This is a genomic window from Pseudoalteromonas rubra (assembly GCF_000238295.3).
Lineage (GTDB): Bacteria > Pseudomonadota > Gammaproteobacteria > Enterobacterales > Alteromonadaceae > Pseudoalteromonas > Pseudoalteromonas rubra.
On the sequence record NZ_AHCD03000044.1, the window covers coordinates 146,764 to 166,915 of the forward strand.

Annotated in this window: 17 protein-coding genes; 12 read left to right on the top strand and 5 right to left on the bottom strand. The window is 50.1% G+C overall.

The features are described from left to right. The first annotated feature begins 76 nt into the window (after window positions 1–76). Window positions 77–2,137 (top strand): TonB-dependent receptor plug domain-containing protein, encoded by a 2,061-nt coding sequence (locus PRUB_RS21880; protein ID WP_198452410.1) that lies wholly within the window; start codon window positions 77–79, stop codon window positions 2,135–2,137. Here PRUB_RS21880 and PRUB_RS21885 read toward each other — a convergent pair. Next, window positions 2,134–2,904, bottom strand: a complete 771-nt coding sequence (locus PRUB_RS21885; RefSeq protein ID WP_010384374.1) for an SDR family oxidoreductase — start codon at window positions 2,902–2,904, stop codon at window positions 2,134–2,136. The two genes, PRUB_RS21880 and PRUB_RS21885, sit on opposite strands and share 4 nt — an antisense overlap. 108 nt (window positions 2,905–3,012) lie before the next feature. Between PRUB_RS21885 and PRUB_RS21890 the strand changes: the two genes are divergently transcribed. Next, on the top strand, window positions 3,013–3,897 hold the full coding sequence (locus PRUB_RS21890) for a LysR family transcriptional regulator (protein ID WP_010384370.1): 885 nt from the start codon (window positions 3,013–3,015) through the stop codon (window positions 3,895–3,897). A gap of 88 nt (window positions 3,898–3,985) precedes the next feature. Beyond that, window positions 3,986–4,633 carry a glutathione S-transferase family protein gene (locus PRUB_RS21895; protein ID WP_052026450.1) on the top strand — a complete coding sequence of 216 codons (648 nt, stop codon included), beginning with the start codon at window positions 3,986–3,988 and terminating at the stop codon, window positions 4,631–4,633. Between the two features lie 46 nt (window positions 4,634–4,679). Here PRUB_RS21895 and PRUB_RS21900 read toward each other — a convergent pair whose 3' ends face one another. Together PRUB_RS21900 and PRUB_RS21905 are read right to left on the bottom strand one after the other, a co-directional pair. After that, on the bottom strand, window positions 4,680–6,926 hold the full coding sequence (locus PRUB_RS21900; RefSeq protein ID WP_010384367.1) for a hypothetical protein: 2,247 nt from the start codon (window positions 6,924–6,926) through the stop codon (window positions 4,680–4,682). A 111-nt stretch (window positions 6,927–7,037) separates the two neighbouring features. Continuing rightward, window positions 7,038–7,730, bottom strand: a complete 693-nt coding sequence (locus PRUB_RS21905) for a pirin family protein (RefSeq protein ID WP_010384366.1) — start codon at window positions 7,728–7,730, stop codon at window positions 7,038–7,040. A 191-nt stretch (window positions 7,731–7,921) separates the two neighbouring features. Here PRUB_RS21905 and PRUB_RS21910 point away from each other — a divergent pair, with 191 nt between their 5' ends. After that, window positions 7,922–8,734 carry a pyridoxamine 5'-phosphate oxidase family protein gene (locus PRUB_RS21910; protein WP_010384365.1) on the top strand — a complete coding sequence of 271 codons (813 nt, stop codon included), beginning with the start codon at window positions 7,922–7,924 and terminating at the stop codon, window positions 8,732–8,734. 99 nt (window positions 8,735–8,833) lie between these two features. Here PRUB_RS21910 and PRUB_RS21915 read toward each other — a convergent pair whose 3' ends face one another. Then, complete coding sequence (locus PRUB_RS21915; RefSeq protein WP_010384364.1) at window positions 8,834–9,028, bottom strand: hypothetical protein; 195 nt, start codon at window positions 9,026–9,028, stop codon at window positions 8,834–8,836. A 409-nt stretch (window positions 9,029–9,437) separates the two neighbouring features. Further along, a complete protein-coding gene (locus tag PRUB_RS21920) occupies window positions 9,438–9,788 on the bottom strand; it encodes a hypothetical protein (RefSeq protein WP_010384363.1) in 351 nt (116 codons plus the stop codon). A gap of 277 nt (window positions 9,789–10,065) precedes the next feature. On the opposite strand from PRUB_RS21920, the gene PRUB_RS21925 reads away from it, so the two are divergent. The 8 genes from PRUB_RS21925 to PRUB_RS21960 are packed head-to-tail and all read left to right on the top strand — an operon-like array spanning window position 10,066 to window position 20,151. Then, window positions 10,066–10,674: a hypothetical protein gene (locus PRUB_RS21925; RefSeq protein WP_010384362.1), complete on the top strand. Its 609-nt coding sequence runs from the start codon at window positions 10,066–10,068 to the stop codon at window positions 10,672–10,674. Window position 10,675: 1 nt separating this feature from the next. After that, on the top strand, window positions 10,676–11,776 hold the full coding sequence (locus tag PRUB_RS21930) for a glycosyltransferase (protein WP_010384360.1): 1,101 nt from the start codon (window positions 10,676–10,678) through the stop codon (window positions 11,774–11,776). Window positions 11,777–11,793: 17 nt separating this feature from the next. Continuing rightward, entirely contained in the window at window positions 11,794–12,966 is a 1,173-nt protein-coding gene (locus PRUB_RS21935) for a radical SAM protein (protein ID WP_010384359.1), read from the top strand. Between the two features lie 8 nt (window positions 12,967–12,974). Next, entirely contained in the window at window positions 12,975–13,658 is a 684-nt protein-coding gene (locus tag PRUB_RS21940) for a glycosyltransferase (protein WP_010384358.1), read from the top strand. Then, window positions 13,655–15,277, top strand: coding sequence for an ATP-binding cassette domain-containing protein (locus PRUB_RS21945; RefSeq protein ID WP_010384357.1), 1,623 nt, complete (start codon window positions 13,655–13,657; stop codon window positions 15,275–15,277). Before PRUB_RS21940 ends, PRUB_RS21945 begins: the two co-directional genes overlap by 4 nt. 10 nt (window positions 15,278–15,287) lie before the next feature. Next, window positions 15,288–16,391 (top strand): glycosyltransferase family 2 protein, encoded by a 1,104-nt coding sequence (locus PRUB_RS21950; protein ID WP_010384356.1) that lies wholly within the window; start codon window positions 15,288–15,290, stop codon window positions 16,389–16,391. Further along, the gene (locus PRUB_RS21955; protein ID WP_010384355.1) at window positions 16,388–17,107 is read left to right on the top strand and encodes a DUF1796 family putative cysteine peptidase; all 720 of its coding nucleotides are present in this window, start codon (window positions 16,388–16,390) and stop codon (window positions 17,105–17,107) included. Before PRUB_RS21950 ends, PRUB_RS21955 begins: the two co-directional genes overlap by 4 nt. Beyond that, the gene (locus PRUB_RS21960) at window positions 17,104–20,151 is read left to right on the top strand and encodes an amino acid adenylation domain-containing protein (protein WP_010384353.1); all 3,048 of its coding nucleotides are present in this window, start codon (window positions 17,104–17,106) and stop codon (window positions 20,149–20,151) included. The genes PRUB_RS21955 and PRUB_RS21960 overlap by 4 nt, the downstream gene beginning before the upstream one ends. The last annotated feature ends 1 nt before the right edge of the window (window position 20,152 follow it).

The window sequence follows — 20,152 nt, forward strand, 5'->3', positions numbered from 1 at the left end:
TTTGCATCCAGGTTTCACTCAAAAGTCAAAATGCTTAGCTATACTTGCCAAAGGTGCTTTGTTCAGTAAGCAGTATATGACTCGATTAGTTACTTGTTTGTTTTTCTTCGCGATATTGCCTTGTTCGCTGGTTGTAGCACAGGCGCAGGAGGAGTCGGTATTTGCGATGTCGTTTGAAGAGTTACTCGATCAGGATGTGACCGTTGCGGCACGTAAAAGCGAAACCTGGCTGGCGTCATCCGGTACCGTGTATGTGGTTAGTCGCTCTGATATCGAACGTTATGGCTGGCGCGATTTAAAAGAGATCCTCGCCTCTGTACCCAATATGGATTATTTCTATCAATGGGCCTGGTTGCCGGGTGGTCAGAGAGGCTTTACCGGCAATATGTCGGGTACTTTGATGCTCATAGATGGCCGGGAAGTACAAAATCTGCTGGCTAACGAAGCCTTCATTATGAATAACTTTCCCAGTGCCAGAATTGAGCGTGTTGAAATTTTGCAAGGGCCAAACTCAACTCTGTACGGTGGCAATGCAACCCAAGGGGTGATCAACGTGATCACTCGCCTGGAAAGTGGTGTGAATGAAGTCGCTTTAATGCTCGGTGAGGTGGGGACACGTCACGGTCACGGCTTGCTTCATTTTCAACAAGGCGAGATTGAGCTGGCGGTATCGGCCAGTTATTTTGAAAGTGATCTGGATTATCGTGAAATACGTGAATTTATCGTCGATGATGAAGCGTTTAGTCGAAACAGCAAAGATGGGTTAAGAAACCATAACCCGGATGATTTTCGCAATCGTGAGAAAAACATCACGCTGGACACCCGGCTCAGCACCCCCTGGTTTTACTTTGGCAATAACCTCACCCGCACAACCAATGTGAGTGGCATAGAAGCGGTGGCGTTCGATTATATTACCGGCGATGACGCTTATCGCGGGTATAGTAGCTACTATCTGGGTAAGCAGATGCAACCGTCGGCAAACTGGTCGGGCAATGTTGAGCTGAGTTATTTTCGTGAGTACAAAGAGAAATACCGTCTTAGTGTTGATAATTCTGAGCAGGCAAGCCGGTATGAAGCGTTGATGTTATATACAGAGCGCGAAGATATTGGTCCGTCGGACAGAATTCGGCTCAATACCCAATGGACCTATCAGGCCAGCGCCGATCAGGACTGGATACTGGGGTATGATGGCTGGCGTACCAAAATTGGTCGTAAAATCAAATATCGGCAAACTGAAGACGGCGTTAAACTGATCACCCCTGACTCCTGGCCGACAGACAAAGAACGTTCTGATAAGCATGCTGTGTTTGGGCAATATTCCAGGCTGTGGCACTTTGGCGAGCGCACGCTTAAGGTCAATGCCGGGCTCAGATATCACCGCCAGGATTACACCAATGCCAGCTGGTTGCCCCGGATCAGCATGGTTTATCAACCAGACCCAGACCAGGCACTCAAACTGACCTATGGTAAGGCGTTTCGTCCGCCAACCATTTTTGAATTCGATTTGGTGGTTGATGACGAGATAGAGTCCCAAAGCATGCAGATGTATGAGCTTAACTGGAGCCAGAAATTTCGCTGGCGCGAGATTGAATTTGCTAATATTTCTGCTCTGTATAGTATGCAGGCGAAGAACTTCTATCAAAAAGTACAGGATCCGAATACCCAGATCTGGCGCACTATAGTCGCAGGAGAACACAGAGTCTCAGGTTGGGAAAACCAATTGCGTTGGCAGGCCCGGCGCTGGCACGGACAACTGGCCCTGCGCTATATTTCGCCAGACAAAACCCAGGTGGCAGCGCAATCAGTCAGATTGGATGTACCCAGTCATAAGGTCAAGCTGGGACTGGGTTACACCCTGGATCAACACTGGCAGATCTCAGCTTTTGTTGATCATTGGGATAAAGTAAAGACCGAAGCTAACCGTTTTCAACAAAGCGGCACTGAGATAGTCACCATACCTGCATGGACCACTCTCAATGTGAACCTGACCTATACACAAGGAGAGAGCACCCTGGGTTTGTATATCGAAAATCTGTTAGACAAAACCTATTATCATGGCAATGCCCGGGGCGTCTCTCCTGTGAAGTATATTCAGGCACCCCGCAATCTGCGCCTGAGCTGGTCATATCGATTCTAGCGGGTAACGAAACCACCATTGACAAATAAAGTCTGGCCGGTGATCCAGCGTGCTTCTTCACTGACCAGAAAATCAATCATGGGCACCACATCGTCGACGTTACCCAGGCGATTCAGAACACTGGCTGCGCTCAGATAAGCCACGGATTGTGCATTTTCCTCGCCATGAAAAAATGCGGTATCTATCGGGCCTGGTGCCACGACGTTGACAGTGACACCACGGTTGCCAATTTCCTTTGCCAGTGCCCGGGTAAAGTCTTCCAGCGGCGCTTTGGCACCGGCATAAGCACCATACAGGCCAGTAAACGCTCCGAGTAGAGAGGTGCCCATATTGATAATGCGACCCTGATCCTGAATATGTCGGGCAGCGTGTTTCATCATAAGGAATGGGGCTTTGGTGTTGATGGCAAACAGCTGGTCGTATTCTTGTTCTGAGATATCTGCAATGGCTTTTTTCAGGACTTTACCGGCATTGTTGATCACAATATCTACCCGGCCGAAGGTTTCCAGTGTTTGACTGTAGAGCGACTGAACCTGGTTTTCCTGGCTCAGATCGCCCTGAACCACGAGTGCTTGCCTGCCAATCTGAGTGATCTCGGCTGCGGTCTGCTGTGCGTCACTCAGCGATGCATCACTATGATAATGCACCACAACATTCGCGCCTCGTTCGGCCAGTGAAATGGCAAAGGCACGACCCATATTACGCGCAGATCCAGTGACAATGGCGACTCTGCCAGTCAAATCAAAAAGCGTGTTTGAGGTGGACATAATACTTACTCCTGTTGGATTAGTTGACGAAAGTAAGCTTAGTTGCTTGCGTTTATTTCAGGTATCCCATAAATTTTCATTTATTAATTGCGAAAAATGCAAAAAGTAATGAATGCAAATGAGCTGACATTCCTCAAGGTCATTGAAGCCGGCAGTTTGAAAGGTGCTGCCGAGCAACTTAACACAGACCCTTCTTCAGTGAGTCGTAAGGTGGCGGCATTAGAGCAGCACTTGGGTGTTAAACTGATTAACCGCTCCACGGTCCGATCCCAGCCGACGGAAGCCGGATTGGTTTATTTTCAGGGGCTAAAACATATTTCGGAACAGCAGATAGAATTAGAAAATCGTCTGCGGGGTTTGCAGGACCAGCCCAGCGGGACTTTAACCATTGCCGCGCCGGTCGATTTTGGCAATCAATTTGTCGTGCCTGTACTCAGTCAGATGCAGGCGACTTACGATAATCTCAAGGTTGAATTGCGGCTGGGGAGCCATTTCGAAGACCTGACCGAAAATGGCATCGATGTGGCTGTGCGTATTGGTGTGTTGCCCGATTCCGGGTTGATCTGTCGAGGGCTGGGTACTGCTGAGCGGGTATTGGTTGCCAGTCCGGATTACCTCACCCAAGTGGGCGAAATGAATAACCCTTCTATGCTTGAGCGATGTCAGTTTGTGTTTTATTCCCGTGCACAGGGTAATGCTCAGGTGAAAGTGCTCAAAGGCAAAAAAGCGACCCAAGTCAAAGTGTCAGGGGGGTTTACAGTGAACAGCGTATCTGCTGTCAGGCAGCTTGTACTGGCAGGCAAGGGGGTGCATCTGGGACCTAGGTGGGCATTCAAAGAAGCGCTGAACAGTGGCAAGCTGGTGGCCTTGTTACCCGATTATCAGCTCGAGGGGTTTCCTGTGCATGCTGTTTATCGACCCGGAGGGTATGTCCCGGCCAAGATCCGATGTTTTATTGATCTGATGAGTGAGCATTGTAAGCGTGCCCTTTAAACGCTGAGCGAAAAACAGCCATCGCAGCAACCTCCTAGAGTCAGTCAGCAATATTCTTCATTTTATTCTGTCAGACATTTGGTGTTTAATGATTGACCAATACCACGATAAGGAGCATTTGGTTGCTATTATGAGTCATCTTAAGCTTTACTATTTTCCACTGTCCGGGCACAGCCATAAAGTGCTCACACTTGCGTCAATGCTGGATCTGAGCATAGAGACTGTGACCGTTGATATTAAATCCGGTGAACACTTGTCTGAGTCGTTTGTCCACCTCAATCCGGCTGCCAGGATACCTGTTTTGGTTGATGGGGACACGGTTATCACCGACTCTCACGCCATTTTGTTTTATCTTGCCCGGCAATATGATCCTGCCAGAGCCTGGTATCCTACCGATCTGGCGACTCAGGTTGAGATCCAGCGGTGGTTTGCCCTGTCTGCCAGTGAGTTGTGCACCGGTCCCGTGGCACTGCGCGGGATCCGGGTGCTTGGGAAGCCCGGCAATGAAGCGCATGCCATGCAGCAGACGCTGAGGTTATTTTCACTGTTAAGCACTCAGCTTGAGCAAAGCCCCTGGCTTGCTGGAGAGACCCCAACTTTGGCTGACATTGCCTTGTACAGTTATACTGCGCTGATTGCCAAACTTGAGCCGAGCTTACGTGATTTTCCACGCGTACTTGACTGGCTGGCGCGCTTTGAGCAGTTACCCGGATACCGGGCACTGCCTGCAAAATAATCATAGCCTTGGTTAAGATACACTGCTGGCTTCGTCAATGTGCCAGTCACAGAGAATGGCGCGTTGGCGCAACACCTGACAGCAACCAGGCTTGTCTTGCGGTCGCTGCGCCAAATTCAATCAGCCCTGTGCTCTGCAGCGCGGTGTGCTGATAACCCAACTCAGTCAGGCTCAGTTGCAGATAGTGAGCAAAAAAGCGCATATAAAAGTGTTGTGAACCCATATTATCGAATAAATGATAGATGGCTTGCAGTACTTCAGGGTCGCCATTGAGCGTGTCGTGTCCATTCAGCTTGTGCATGCCTGCTATCAGATTGTCCAGATCTGCTTTTAGATCCGGGTGCATTTGCATCACTCGGCCAAGCGTCGGACCTGATTTGCTGCGCCAGTCTCGTTCTTTATGCGCGCTGTCATATTGTCTGAGTTGTTTCAAACGTGTGGCTGCAAGTTCAATCAGGGTAGCGGCGTCTGACTCGTCGGCACTGAGGTAGTGTGCAAAGGCTGGTGCATAAAAAGCGCTTCTTAATAATGGATTGGCCCGACAGTTAGGCATCTGAAGGTGACGAGGCAAAGCGGCTGCCAGTGCCTTGGACAATCGGGTCGAGTCCGCGTTTGCCAGTGTTGGCAACAAGTCACGAAATACATCATGAGATATGGTGAGTGTCAGAGTGACCTGAATATCTGTCTGCGCTTTGAGCTTGTGATAGAGTTGTCCGGCAAGAGTATCGACTTCACCGGGTGGAATGAGTCCCCAGATCGCTAACTCATCAGCCAGCTGGCAGGTTGCTTGTTCGCTAAGGCTGTCCTGATGTGTGCTATGTGCCAGGGTCAGCGTTAGATCAAAGTCCTGCATTGACACCACAACCGGGGCTTTAAAGGTTGGCATAGCCGCTTCAAAGTCGATATAAAACTGGCGTTTCTCTTCGTCCGTTTGGTCCTGATAACACCGCAGGCCTTGCCCGGACAGCTTGACTTCACCATGAACATTTTCCTGGGTGATAATCTGAAACTTGGTATCTTCGCGGCTCATCGCCTGCCAGGAAAAGACGTTGAAGTGAAAACCCCAGGTGTGATGTTGCTGTGTTAAACGCTGATTGAAAAACTGCTCAACATTTATCTGTTTCAGGTGTGTGTCCAGTTGACTCATCAGTGTGCCGGTCACTGTGGCTTCATGCAATGCCGGTGTGAGTGCGTCGTCGCACACTGTCAGTTGCAAAAGTGCCTGATGCATCTGCACACGATGGTAATGGTAGTAGAAGCTTAGCTCAACACCTGATTGAGCGGCTGTACAGATAGAGGTTTCCAGGCACTGCTGAATTTCTTTGATCCGCGGTTTTAGTTCTTCGAGTTTGTCCAGGCCCAGTCGTTTTAAGAGCGTTGTCGCAACGGGGAGCAGTTGATCTGGCAGGGCATGTGGAGGCAAGTGGGCTGTCAGCGCCTCAATCTCTTCCTCAGAGCGCTGAAAGATAGCCTCGACGATAGCTGTGTATGCGACCTGAAACGCATCTCGGTTACTCAGTTTTGCAGTGATATTGGCATTTACTGTGCCTTGTGTGCTGTTTGAGGTCGATTTGACATAGCTAAGACGTAGTATATGAGGTGTGTCGACAGGCCGGAAAAATATCACCTGAAAACCTCCCTCGATGGAGACCTCAAGGTCGGCGTTCAGACTGGCATTGAACGACAGATCCAGCAGCTCTCCTTGTGCAAGCCAGCGGCTGAACAGATGAAAGTTTCGACACAGCAACTCACTCCATTTTATGGAAGTATGGACCGTTAATGTACCCTGCGTATCAAGTGCGAGAGACTCGCCGGGCTTGAGCGCTTTGACGTCCTCGCAGGAATAAATGCAAGGCAAAGTGGTCAATTGCGTTGCGAGTGTGTCCGCGATGATGTTACCGGGGCGGGCGCTCAGGCAAGCTGTCAGTTGCATTTGCGCACTGGCCTGGCCCGATATGTTATTTGCTTGCTGGCGGGGTTGCATCGTGGTGGTGCCAAGTGATGCTGACAATTTATAATTGAGCCAGCAGGTACGGGGCTCAGCGCTGCTTTGGGTCGTTGAGTACGTAGTCTGAGAGGTTGTCTGACTTGCCGGTGCTTGACTGTGCACCGGGTGATCCAGCAGCGTCACAATCAGTGCACCACTCGCAACGGCATGTTCACCCAGCACGTCAAAGGTTGTGCTGTCGTTGAGCTGTTTGTGCAGCAAACGAGCGGGCCCGCTGTAGTCATCAAATGAATGGCTCAGGCGCTGTAGTAGTTGTGATTGATTGTATTGCACATGTATTGGCATGCCTTACTCCCTCAAGATAAGAAACAATGCAGGTAGTGAGTATTTACATTGTTTTGTTGGTGCTTTAGGTGCAAGCTTCCTACCCTAAGGGATCATGCCTAAGAGCGCAACTCAACCGGGTGGTAATTCAAACCACAGCGCCTCAAGTGGGGCTGTTGCGGTTAGCTCAATAGACTCTTCTTCTGTGAGGCCCACTGCATCACCTGTGTGAAGATGTGTTTGCGAGGTTTGAGCCGCGCCTTTAATGAGGTGCAGGTAGCCCCAGCGCCCAGGTGTGTTCAGGATCACATTCTCGCCAGCAGATAACTGCAAACGATAGAGCCTGGCATCCTGATGAATGACCAGTGAGTCGCTCTGTCCGTCCGGGGTCACAAGTGGCGTAAGGGGCCCTTTTTGGTGAATCGTAGCCTGTGCGTAGCTGGGGTTGAGCCCTTTTTTGCCAGGTCGGATCCAGATCTGTAAAAAGCGGGTTGGCTCAGTCGCAAAATAGTTGTACTCGGAATGGGTGATCCCAGTACCGGCGCTCATCAGCTGAATATCTCCGGCCGGAATAACGTGATGATTGCCCTTACTGTCTTTGTGTTCCAGCGCACCTTGCATCACATAAGAAATGATCTCCATATCCCGGTGGCCATGGGTATCGAATCCCATACCCGGGGCCACTGTATCGTCATTGATAACGCGTAACATGGAAAATCCCATATGTTTTGGGTCGTAGTAATGACCAAATGAAAAAGTATGCAGGCTTTGCAGCCAGCCCAGGTTTACCTGACCCCGCTCTGAGCCACGACGAAGTAATGGCATAGTGATGACGCTCCTAAGCTGTGATAGCCCCACTTTACGGATTCTGAATAGAGAACAAAATGTGCGAATTTCGTATCTATCATTCTGTAAAAAAGAATGGTTGTGTGCCTTTGCAGAGCACGCGCTTTTACGCCCGTATGCTAGAGTTATACAGTCAAAAGTAGATTGCTAACCCAGTTTCAGGGAGTGTTATGTCGTCTTTAAATCAGTTTATTCCATCGCCCGTGATTGCCGTTGCTTCAGCTTACCAGACACATCTGGGCGGCATCGATGTGTTCATCTGTTTTGCGCAAATTGACGATGACAATCAACTCCTTCTCCAGCTCAGGGAAACGCATGCATTGCAGGCTGGAGATTTGGTCACGGTACATCTGGATAATCGCACCGGTGTCAGTGAATATGACGCTGAACTGAGTGTTTATCGTTTGTCTTACAAAGGTCGGGTAACTGCACTGAACGAGACAGAGGTAACCGTTTCTCCAATTGAGTATCAGGTTTATTACGGGATTTCGGTGGAACTGGAATACCGTGCGCCGGGGTATGAGTTTCCAGTCGATCCGCGTGTGCAAACGCCTTTGTCATGCACGCCGTTAACGACAACCCCTGTGATGGATGATGAGGAACACGACAACAAAGTCGGGGTGTTGATCACTAAGGCGCAATCACAACCGCACACCACAGTGATGGCGTTTTTATCCAGTACCGATGATGATGTCTTTTTTATTACTCTGCCACAAACCTTTAAATCCAGCCTGATGAAGCGCGATAATCAGTGCTACTTTGCCATCGACAATCGTGCCAGTTTTACCTTTGAAAACTATGTTGAATGGAACTACTCCATCATCACCGGGCGGGTGCATCAGATAGCCACCAACAGTGCTTTGTTTAATGAAGTGAGAGAGTTGTTTATCTCTAAAAACCCCTGGGAAGTGGGGTTTTTCAGTCATCCGGATATTGAAATGTATCACCTAAAAGCCGAGAAAGTGGTGTGTCCAAAGCGGTGATGAAATGCTATGACATATAGCTAAAATAAATCTCTGATAAAGCAGTTTACGCTAACAGCCATCCTTATTAGGATGGCTAAGAGCTTATTATAAACTACCTTAGATGGTGCCTCGACATCCATCAACACCGCATGTGAACTCCAGGCAATGTGTTAAGCCGATTTCACTGTTGTTTATAGCACAACCAGTGGTTCTGACTCTTGCACCCGCAACATTTGGTGTCATATTAAATGGCAGATTTGAGTTGTCAGCTGACAAAGTCTTCATCTTCTTTTTGCTTAACTTTAATTTCATGTTTGTTTCCTTGTTTGTTAAAACTGTGTGTGCAAGTTGTTTGAATTGGCAATTTAACTCAACCATTTAATGAGTGCAAGGCTTGTTGGGATGTTTTTCGGGACATTTTTGTTTAAGGTGGTTCTTTGGTTTGCGTATTGCTCGGCACTCCAATCGCCCGCAATCTGATACCTGCTCAAGGCCTGCATGACGGGGAAAGTTGTTGTGACCATGTGGTGCGCTTTCTTATTCTGGCTGGTGTTTGGGTATTTCGAATAGCCATTTCAGGTGTCTTACGGTAAAGCACAAATCTGACCCTCTTCATCCATCATCCCACGTTCGACACGGGCTCTTGTTCTGGATGAACCCGTTGATGGCGTTTTGCGTGGCATCACAGCCGCCTTTCCCTCTGCACTATAACGGCCCATAATCACGGTCGTACAGTCAAAGTAACGCCTAAGCCACAATCAAGTGTGATAGGAGTACCGATGGGCGCTGACTCAGAGGTTATCTCACCAACAGAAAAACGCTCTGTGTCCGTGTTTTGCTCATAAGCGCTGCAGGCATAAATGACATACCAGTGTGCGCCTTCATGCCACAGTGCAGAGATAGTCGCCTCGAATGTTCGCCGTCCAACTTCGCCGCTGAATGTAGCCGCCTCTTCTGATAACAACAAATTGCCGCCTGGCCATTCAACGACCTTGGGTGGCGGTGATACACATGCCATTAAAGACAAAAAGAGTGGTATCAGCCAGCAAAATTGTGGCTTGATTATCGGCATGATTGGCCTCTTTGTTTGCACAAGTTCCGGTTAAGATGACACAGATAAACGTGCTTTTCCAGCTCGGAAATAAGACGGATTCTGTAGCCTGTTGTTAAGCAAAAAAGACCATGTTAATGGCTTTGAAATGGGCTGTTTTATCATCAGTTAGAATAACCATTGATCAGCCTTCATAGGGCTCTCGTAACCATTCATCACTTTTTCATAAGCGATTTTATCCAATACTTATAATAACTTGCAGCCCATCAAAGCAAAGCAACAAAATGGGTGGCCGGATATGGAACAGCAATTTAAAGATCGCAGAGCAGAACTTTTGGTACAAAAAATGCGCCGTACCGAGCGCTTTATGCGTCATCAGCAACTCGAAAAGACAGCGGTGTCATTTGGCGACGAGCAACTCGAATTTATCGAGCATGCTATGGTAGATGGACTGAACGAAGATACCATCCGCACCATTGAATTTCATCGTCGTTGTCTGGCGGCGGGGATAGACAATGGTCGTCACTACTGGTGCTTTAAACAAGGCGAACAGCTGGTTGGCATGTCCGGTTATCATTATCGCTTATGGGACCCAAAAAGCATTGTCTGGGGTGGTTGGTTTGTAGCTGACCAAGATGTCTCACCTCTGGTAAAAATGGCAATGCTGCTCGATACCCTAAAGGTCTTGCTGGAAGAAACCAACTATGAAGAGCTGTATATTGAGGTGTTTGCCGACACCACGCAGTCCAATATTCTCAATATCTATCATTCTTTGCAGTTTACTTCTTTGGGTCGTTTCGAAAGCTTCTATGGTCCGCAACAGGATATGGTGGTGATGAAGCTGGAGTTGGCTGAAGTTAGAGCTTTATGGCTTAACACCACACGTCCACTTGAGCGGGTTCAGTAGCATGCTCCTGTTATATGTGGAGTCTGGCGCGGGGTCACGAGCACTGGCAGAGGCTCTGGCGAGCGGTTTTCGTAAACAAGGCAAAACCGTTGAGCTGATGTCAGTGTCCGATCTTTTGCCACAGTGGCTGTCCGACTTACTGTTTGGTCAGTATTACCAGTGGTGCATGTCGGGTAAGCAACATCACAGCAAGTTATATGCAAGCCGCTGGTTTTACCCGTTTCTCTATCGACTGTTACCGCTGTGGCTGGCGCTTAAAGGCAATGACAAGCTGCAAGAAGCGAAAGCGGTGCTGCGTCGCCATAACCAAGTGGTTGCCTGTAGTTATTACGGTGCATTTTTTGCCCGTTATTTTGCCAGACTGGCAGGGCATAAGGTCGAAGTCAGTGGCGTGCTGGGTGATTATCAAATCTCTAATGGCTGGCGGACCCCGTTAACTCAATTGTTTGTTTCTCATCAGTACAGTCATCCTGTGTTGGACTGGCATCGCGCCAGAGGGACCGACATATTGCCGCTGGGGATCCCGACTGAGGTAGCCCGGGACTTAACGGTTACAGACAAAGATACCGCGAAGAAAAACGAGGCTGCTCTGAACATTTTACTCTGTGGCGGTGGCTGGGGGTTGGGCATTTCGGCTTCAACAGTGGCGTTGTTATTGGCTCAGGATCCATCGGGTACGGTAACGGTCATTTGCGGCCAGAACGAGACTTTACAACAGCAACTACGGGCTCGTTTTGCACAAGAAATAGCCCAACATCAGTTGCAACTGGCCGGGTTTGTGTCGGATATGCAGCCTTACTACGCCCAAGCGGACATCATAATTACGAAAGCCGGTGGTCTGACCCTGACCGAAGCGGCCCTGGCCAATACCTGCCTGATCATTCATGGCGCTTTACCCGGGCAAGAGCAACACAATCGAGCGGTGTTTGTCGCTCAGGGCGCGGCATTGAATGCACGCAATGATCAGCAGCTCAGTGACTTGCTCAGCCAGATACAGGCATCGGCATCACTGCGCAGCCAGACCATCATGAAGGCTGCCACTTTAGTGAACGCCAATGCATCAAACCAGATTTGTCATCATTTACTCGCAAGTAGCAAATAATATTGTAGGAGTCGATTATGTGGACTAAGAAAGCCACGCAACTGGCGGTCAGCGAATTACCGCAGGCACATCAGAATTTTATGGTCAGAAACCCAGGGTTTACCGCCCATCATCAGGCCAGCACCGAGCGAGTGGCTAACGCCCTCAGACGCTATGCAGCGAGCGGAAAAATCGAAGCAGATAATATCTGCAAGCTGGTCATTAAAATGACCAGCAGCTGTAATTTGCGCTGTGAACAGTGCTTTCAGTGGCGTGAAACAGGCTTTCACCATGGCCTGGATCCCACGGCCATCCCTTATGAGCAAAGTGGTCATTTGTTTGATTTTGTCGAGCGTCAGCGCTGCGACATCATACTGACCGGGGGAGAGCCCACTTTACACCCTGATTTTCCTAAGTTTCTTAGCCGCCTGGCTGAAGCCGGGTGCTTTATTTACATCTGTACGAATGGCCTGATGATTAAGCGCCACTTTGAGGTATTGAGTAAGTATCATGATCAGCTGGCCTTTTTGATTTCCATCGACGGACCGAAAGACATCCATGACTCGATCCGGGGTAAAGGCACCTATAACAAAACCATGGCCGGTATTAAGTTGCTGGCTGACGGTAAAAAAGAGGGCAAGCAGTGGCTGATCGGGGTAGAGAACACCATGATGGCCAAAAACCTGGACCGGGCGACTGAGTTACTTAATGAGTGCGAACAGGCCGGTGTTGACTGGATGATCTACAACCACCTGTGGGTCGTGGACATGATGGCGCGCAGCGAATACCACCGCTTTTGTGAAGACTTCGACACTGTGCCTAACTCCTATACCGGATTTGATATGGGGGACTTTCGCCCGGATTATATTGAACACGTCATCGACACCATAGACACATTGCGTGCCTATCCGGCACAGATCCCGGTGTTGTTCGGGCCGGATTATGATGCGGATGAAATCCGTCAGTACTATCGCGGCAAAATGCCAGCACGGCCACATTATCTCAAAATGGGTGTGAAACTGGATGTTGATATTGGTGGCAAGCTGGTGATGACCAAGCAGTTCCCTGATCTGGTATTTGGTAATGTACTCGATACCCCAATTGAGGAGCTCATTGCATCTGAGCCATACCAGCGCGCAGCTAAGACGATGCGTGAGCAAAGCCTAAAGGTGCTCAACGCATGTCCCGACGCGCATAACTTTTTACTCTAGAGGTGCGTATGTTGTCCGTGATCTTGCCTGCTCATAATGAAGCAAAAACGTTAGCAGTGACTTTACCGCTATTGGTTGAGCAGTTGCCTCTGGATGCTGAGCTGATCGTGGTCTGTGATTCCTGCTCGGATGCTACCGTACAGGTGGCGAGGGCCTACACTGAACAGGTCTTTACTATCTCAGCAGGCAGTGCCGCTGCGGCGCGTAATTATGGCGCTGCACAGGCAAGTGGCAGCATGCTGCTATTTCTCGATGCTGATACTGTGTGCAGTGCACAGCTACCAGCGCAGATTGCTCAGTTTACCAAAGACAAGCACAGAGCTGTGTATGGCACTGCGCCACTGAGGAGCGACAGTGGTCACTGGCTCGGTCGTTTTGTCGCGACTGATATCAATCGTTTTAATCAGCGTCATCTGAGCATGGGCGGCAATTGTTTTGTTTCGGCCGACTTGTTTAAAACCGTTGGTGGCTTCAACACACGTTTATTGCGTGGCGAAGACACCGATCTGGGCGTGCGTTGCCAGCGCGAGGGGGGACATTATGTGTGGCTTAGTCAAAGCTACTTTGTTCACAACGAGCGTAAGTTCCGCACTCATGGTTATCTGCGGTATTACGGCTCGTTGTTGCTCGGTGGCGTGTTATGGCAGCTTTCACCGCGTTTGTATGCCCGCAGTCTGGGAGGACAGGCATGATAGAAAAATGCAGAGCCTTGTGGCAGGTGCTGTCACTCAAACTGGTTTTATTGAGCAGCTTAAGCGCTTGCACCACCATTTTGATCCTACATACCTTCACCATGGCACTGCAACTGGATAGCAGCAATTCGGCCAGCCTGGCTCAGGGCGCTGTGTGGTTTTCAGTGGCATTCATGGGTTTTGTGGTGGTGCAGCTGACCTTTCAGCGTAGTGTGATCCGACTGACCGAAACCACTATCAAGACTGTGCGGTTGGATATTCTGGATGCGGTGCGTCACGCCCGGTTACAGATGATTGAGCAATTTGGCCAGGAGCGGATCCTCTCGGCGATTGCTTATGATGCCAACACACTCAGCCAGCTTAATCAGTTCGTCGCGTTAAGTGTGGGACACCTATTCACCGTGATAGCGGCACTGATTTACATGTTTGTGATTGCCCCTATGGGGGCATTACTTGCACTGGGTCTGATAGCGATTGCAGTGACGGCCTATTGCTTACGCTTTGCCCGCATTCATCAGGGATATGAACGTGCGCGAGAGGCTGAGGACAGCTTCTTTACACACTTGCACGATCTGCTGATGGGGATCCGGGAAGTGAAGCAAAATGCTGTGCGCAATGACTCGCTGTATCAGGAACATCTGACCCGGGATGCGACTGCGGTCCAGCACAATAAAATCATGGCGGAATGTCGTTTTGCGCATAATCAGCTGATGTTGATGGCCGCACTTTATCTATTGGCTGCCGTGGCAGTATTTGTTGCGCCGCTGTGGTTTGCCTTATCGCCCCAGCAGAGTATCAGTTTTGTGATCATCACTTTGTTTATGGTGAGCCCGTTCCACAGCAGTATGGAGTTGTTCCGGGTGCTTAGTCAGCTCCAGGTTTCTCAACAAAAGTTATCTGAAATCAAGCAACTGGCCAGTGAAGCCGGGGAGCAGAGTGTTGCGCCATCTAACGTGTCGTTTTCGCATCGGCTGACGCTCCACAAGTTAATGTTTGAGTACCAGCAAGGGTTCACTGTGGGGCCGATTAATCTGGAGGTTAATCAAGGCGATATCGTGTTTATATCTGGCGGTAATGGCTCCGGAAAAACGACCTTTATGCGCTTACTCAGTGGCTTGTATGCGCCGCGAAGCGGCCAGATCTGGCTTGATAACACCCAACTGGATGATGTTCAGCTATTGGCTTATCGCCAGCTGTTTTCCGGCATCTCCGCCGACAGTGTGGTCTTTGCCAATCGCTATGGTCAGCCGATGCATGAGGCCTTGATCAATCAATGGCTGGACAAGCTGGCGTTGAGCGACAAAGTGCAGTTTCGTGACGGCTGCTTTACCAATACCCGCTTGTCGACAGGCCAGATGAAGCGCCTGGCTTTGGTGCAGGCCTTGATGGAAGAACGTCCTATTCTGGTGCTGGACGAATTTGCCGCCAACATCGACCCGGAAAGTCGTCAGGTGTTTTACCGTCAGTGGTTACCGACATTGAAGGCCATGGGCAAAACCCTGTTCGTGATCACCCATGATGAGGCGTACTTTGATTGTTGTGACTGCCATTACCTGATGCGTGATGGTCAGCTTCATCCCTATCCGGCACAGTCGTTGTCGCTGGTTAAATCCCACTAAGGAGCTTGCTATGAAAGATTATCAGTTAACCTGGTTGGCACCAAGGGTGACAACGCAAACGACGGCAATATTGGTGCCGTTTTACAATGAAGCGGGTGATAAAACACACTTTGCCGAGCGACTGGCTTACTTTGATGGGCTGGCAGCCCGTCATCCCGAACTTGATATTATCCTGATTGATGATGGCTCTACCGATCAACCCTTCTTGGCCAACACAGAGCAGCTAACACATCTTAGCCTCAGCCGGGTGACGCCAAATGGCCAAAAGATTGGGGCGCTTTACACTGTGATCCAAGCTTTGTCTCATCAGTACATCATTTTTACCGACTTTGATACTGAGCTTCAGGGACTGGATAACCTGCCTGATATATACAATAAGTTAGCGGCGGACGCCACTGCAATGGGTTGCTATTTCAGTATGCGCCCCACAGCCGGGAGCACGCCTGCGGTGCAGTTTCAGATGCTGGAATATGCGCTGGAGCGAGCGAGTTATCAATTCAGTAAGAATGAGGGCAGTGTGCCAATTATGCCGGGTGCGGGCTGCTTGTATAAGCGGCCAGTCATAGAAGATCTGTTGTCCCGGCACAGCGGGCTGCGCAGCGGTGAAGACAGAGAAACGTGTTTGCTGGGTCTGGAGCTGGGCTATACGGTGTTTTACGCACCTCAGATCGAGGCGCTGACACAGCCGCCGCAAACCTTCGGTGCTTTATTGCATCAGCGTCGGCGCTGGTCGCAAGGGTTTGTGGAGGTCGCGCTGCATAAAGCGGCGTTTTATCGCAACCAGATGGCAGAGAAAACCGTATTGGGACTGCGCCATCGGATCGATATGATTTCAGTGAGCATTTTTTTATTAATGCCGCTGATCTTACTGCTGGCATTTCTCATCAGCAGTACTGCCGGCGTGGCCCTGGTTTTGACGTGGACGGCACTGGGCTTTGTTGAAACCTTCTGGTTGTACAGCAAAGCCAGCGACGAGTTTCGCACCATTCCCTACCATAAGCTGAAGTTGTGTCTTATTCCATTTGCACGCGTACTGCTGGAAGTGCCAACCTGGTGGCGGGTGATAGGACGAGTTTGTCTGAACAAACTACAAGGTAAAGGAGCGTGCGCATGAGCAATCACTTTGTAGCCCAAACTGGTAACCCTTTCATTGCTGGGCAGTATAGCCGTGTACACAGTCTTGGCATGGATTGCCGTCCCCGTCATTTGACCCGTCAGCTGGAGCTGGGCTGTCGGCGTGGACCATTTGACTGGATCGGTGGTCGTTCTGTGGCCGATCTCGACAAGGCACTGCAAACGCGGTGCAAAGAGGTACTCTTACTGGAGAACCTGGAGCCTTATGAACCTGATTGCAAAGAATATCGAAAATATGCCGATCGCTCAGCGGGATATCTTTCTGCCCATGACTTTGCGGTTGAAAATCATGATCTGGTGCGTGAGTATCCCGCATTTCGTGAGAAGTTTGATGGTATTTGCAATCGCTTCTTTTCTGAACTGGCCGAACTTGACAGTGTGCTGTTTTTTTTAAGTGTGGCGCTGGAAGAAAATGCCGACTGGCAGTTTGAAACGCCGGACGAGATCCTGGCTAACACGCTGCAATTAAAAGCGACGCTTGAGCAAGTGTGCCCAAATGCTCAGGTCGCTCTGCTGGTGGCCACCTTTCATGACGAGCTGGTTGAACACAGCCGGCCCGGGCTGGCGTTTACCCGTAAATATACCTTTGATAATGATGAGCCCTGGATGGAAGGTCAGGAGCTGATACATTGGAGCAATATGCTGCTCGGTGTCAATGGCTTTACCGGGCTTGCACCCCACAGGGAGTCGGCATGAGCGTAGTCAACCTGGCCGATATGGTCGCCAATATCCTGAATCAGCCGAGTCAGGCTGTGGCACTTCAGGGCGATAACTGGACCTGCAATTATGGCGAACTGCGCGGGCAAGTGATGAGATGTGTTAAGCAGCTGCGCAGCTTGGGAATTCAGTCAAATGATTGTGTTGCTGTGTATGGCGATGATCCGCGCTTAAGCGCCGTGGGGATAATCAGCGTACTGTTGCTTGGCGGTACTTTTGTCTGTCTGGACGTGCATTTTCCTGTTACACGCAAGCAGCATATGTTGGCACGCAGCCACGCGCGCGTTGTACTTTATAGTCAGGATGACCCAGGTTTAGGTGGTCCAAGTTGTCGAGTCGAGCTGGATTGCGTTTTGGCCGATGATGCATCGGCGACTTGTAATGTATCGACAGACAATCAGGATGAGACTACGCGCGTTGCCTACCATGTGTATACCTCTGGCAGCACAGGCCAGCCAAAGGGCATCGCGATTTCGCGGCACAGCCTGGCTCAGCAGATCCAGGCCGCTCAGCAACAATACCAGCTGACACCGGGCAATCGTGCCTTATGTATTTTATCCAGCTCAACAGACGCCTTTTTGCAGCAATTATTGATGTTTCTGTCAGCCGGAGCTTGTGTGTGTTTCACACAAGGTTCAGTACTAGATCCGGCCGAGTTTGCAAAGGTCTGCATCTCGCAGGCAATCACCCATATTGATGTGCCCCCCAGTTTGATGGCGAACTTTTTGGCAGACCCCAAAGCACGTCACTGGCTGTCGAGCATGCACCTGAGTACGGTGATCCTTGGCGGTGAAGAGTTCAGTCACAACATAGTACGTCAATGGGATAGGCTTAATTTGTTTGAACACATTGCATTATATAATGAGTATGGTCCATCCGAAGCCACAGTGACCTCCTGCTTACATCAGGTAACCCGGGCAGATTTAAAGCGCAGTCGGGTGCCCATTGGCAGGCCTTCGGCGGGCAGTATTTTGCTGATTGTGGACGAGCAGGGCAGACCGGCCAGACAAGGTGAGTTACTGATCGGTGGTGCAGGGGTTGCTCTGGAATATCTGGCAGAGCCGCAAAAAACAGCCCAGCAGTTTATTTCAATGGCGCGCCTTGGCAGGACGCAGCGCTTCTATCGCAGTGGCGATCTGGTGTGCCGGGATGAGCAGGGGCTGATCACCTATCTTGGGCGGCTGGACAATCAGGTTAACTTGCTTGGCCATCGGATTGAGTTGGAAGGCATTGAAGCCGTGCTGGATCAGTACCCGGGCATCCACAGTTCGGCGGTATTATGTGTTGACACTCAGCTGATCGCTTTTATAGCGGGCGACCTCAATGATGCGGATACGACCGCGCTGCGTAAAATGCTGAGCGAGGCGTTACCTGCCTATATGTTGCCAGCGCAGTTTTTTTATTACACGCAGCTGCCAACCACTGCGATTGGTAAAATTGATAAGCCAGCTTTAAAGCGTGTTGCCGAACTTAGATTACAGCAACGCGAACAGGTGGCAACGTTGCCAGAGCTGGTGGCGCGAAGTCTGAATGTATCTTTGGCCGAACTCGATAGGGACAAAGGTTACAAAGCACAGGGAGGTGACTCGCTGAAAGCGCTGACGTTACAAACCCGTGCCAGACAACATGGCTGGTCAGTATCGTTAAGTCAGTTGCTCAGCGATGTACCTTTGGCCCGGTTAACGTCTTCATCAGCTCGCACCTCATTACGTTTTGAGCCAGCGTTGCTTAACTTTGCTCTGCCTAATAAGCTGGCCATGATCCATATTGATGGGATTGAGCGCTGGCAGGTATGTACTATGTTGTTTACTCAACAACAGCTGAGCTGCGAAAAAGTCCATCAGGTTGTGCGTATATTACTGCTGAAATACCCGGCTTTAAGGTTGCGCTTTGACCCCGTAAACATGACGCAGCATGTGAGTAAAGGGGCTTTACACCTCAGTGCTGAGCTCACGGTATCGAGCTTTGATGATTTTAAACAGCAAGCCCGAGCGGCATTTAAAGCTTGTTTGGCAGAGTCTTCGTTGACTGAACAGTTGGTTTCCATCGCCAGCTATCGCAGTCGCTATGGGCATATAGTCGCGGTAGGGATCAGCCATTTGTTGGTGGATGATATCAGCTTGCAAGTACTCAGTAGCGACCTCGAAAGCCTGCTGAACGCCCCCAAACACTTCGACAGACAGCGAGACTGGGCGCTATTGCATTGGCAGCGGCAATGTCACAATGCAGTCATGGCGGGCCATTTTAATGCCGATCTCAGCTACTGGCGGGAAGCGCTCAGCACGCGTGGTGCATTTTGTCAGGAAGCGGAGCGTAAACTCACAAAGCTTCACAACAATAAGCCTATTTATAGCCAGGTACAGTTGGCCAATCCACAGCAGCTAGCTCTGCTATTGCCGCGTTTAGCCCGTCAGGGCACATCACTACAAGTGGTGTTATTTGCTGCCCTGGCACACAGTTACCATCAATGTAGCGGTGACAATGCCGTTGCGGTGGCACTGGAAAACAATGGCAGACAGCCTTTCACAGGCGATGACAGCGGGATCTCGGTGGAAGTGGGGCAGGCTGTGGGCTGGTTTGCTCACAGTGCGCCGTTGCTGCTGCATGCGGGTGAGGAACCTGGTTCACAATTGGCACAGACGCAAGCGGATTTAGCCAGATACCCGGTGGGTGGGCACAGTTATGGCTGGCTAAGTATGTTTAGCATAGATGAGGCATTTAAAACGCTGGTGCAAACCCAGGCACCCAGAGTGTCGGTCGCTTTTGCAGATCAGAGTGAATTGCCGGAGCAGCAGTTGTTTGCTCAGCCAAGGTTTGGTCTGAGTGGGCAGGACTGGCTGACAGATGAGCAGGTATTTGCGTTCGCGCAGCGCTATCATTGGTTACAGGTTCGTTTTGTTCGCACGCAAGAAGTGGGTTTGATGGCTGAGTTGAATAGTGATGCCAGCATTGTGAGCCAATGCTGGCTAGATGCGCTCACGTCGCATATCAAAAGGGCTTATAAACAAAGTTGCTGTCTATAGC

Excerpts from the sequence above, each read along its gene's own strand:
- PRUB_RS21930 (WP_010384360.1), top strand. The coding sequence starts at position 10,676 with ATGCTCCTGTTATATGTGGAGTCTGGCGCGGGGTCACGAGCACTGGCA.
- PRUB_RS21910 (WP_010384365.1), top strand. The coding sequence starts at position 7,922 with ATGTCGTCTTTAAATCAGTTTATTCCATCGCCCGTGATTGCCGTTGCT.
- PRUB_RS21890 (WP_010384370.1), top strand. The coding sequence starts at position 3,013 with ATGAATGCAAATGAGCTGACATTCCTCAAGGTCATTGAAGCCGGCAGT.
- PRUB_RS21920 (WP_010384363.1), bottom strand. The coding sequence starts at position 9,788 with ATGCCGATAATCAAGCCACAATTTTGCTGGCTGATACCACTCTTTTTG.
- PRUB_RS21880 (WP_198452410.1), top strand. The coding sequence starts at position 77 with ATGACTCGATTAGTTACTTGTTTGTTTTTCTTCGCGATATTGCCTTGT.
- PRUB_RS21915 (WP_010384364.1), bottom strand. The coding sequence starts at position 9,028 with ATGAAATTAAAGTTAAGCAAAAAGAAGATGAAGACTTTGTCAGCTGAC.
- PRUB_RS21945 (WP_010384357.1), top strand. The coding sequence starts at position 13,655 with ATGATAGAAAAATGCAGAGCCTTGTGGCAGGTGCTGTCACTCAAACTG.
- PRUB_RS21925 (WP_010384362.1), top strand. The coding sequence starts at position 10,066 with ATGGAACAGCAATTTAAAGATCGCAGAGCAGAACTTTTGGTACAAAAA.
- PRUB_RS21960 (WP_010384353.1), top strand. The coding sequence starts at position 17,104 with ATGAGCGTAGTCAACCTGGCCGATATGGTCGCCAATATCCTGAATCAG.
- PRUB_RS21940 (WP_010384358.1), top strand. The coding sequence starts at position 12,975 with ATGTTGTCCGTGATCTTGCCTGCTCATAATGAAGCAAAAACGTTAGCA.
- PRUB_RS21955 (WP_010384355.1), top strand. The coding sequence starts at position 16,388 with ATGAGCAATCACTTTGTAGCCCAAACTGGTAACCCTTTCATTGCTGGG.
- PRUB_RS21900 (WP_010384367.1), bottom strand. The coding sequence starts at position 6,926 with ATGCCAATACATGTGCAATACAATCAATCACAACTACTACAGCGCCTG.
- PRUB_RS21905 (WP_010384366.1), bottom strand. The coding sequence starts at position 7,730 with ATGCCATTACTTCGTCGTGGCTCAGAGCGGGGTCAGGTAAACCTGGGC.
- PRUB_RS21895 (WP_052026450.1), top strand. The coding sequence starts at position 3,986 with ATGATTGACCAATACCACGATAAGGAGCATTTGGTTGCTATTATGAGT.
- PRUB_RS21935 (WP_010384359.1), top strand. The coding sequence starts at position 11,794 with ATGTGGACTAAGAAAGCCACGCAACTGGCGGTCAGCGAATTACCGCAG.
- PRUB_RS21885 (WP_010384374.1), bottom strand. The coding sequence starts at position 2,904 with ATGTCCACCTCAAACACGCTTTTTGATTTGACTGGCAGAGTCGCCATT.
- PRUB_RS21950 (WP_010384356.1), top strand. The coding sequence starts at position 15,288 with ATGAAAGATTATCAGTTAACCTGGTTGGCACCAAGGGTGACAACGCAA.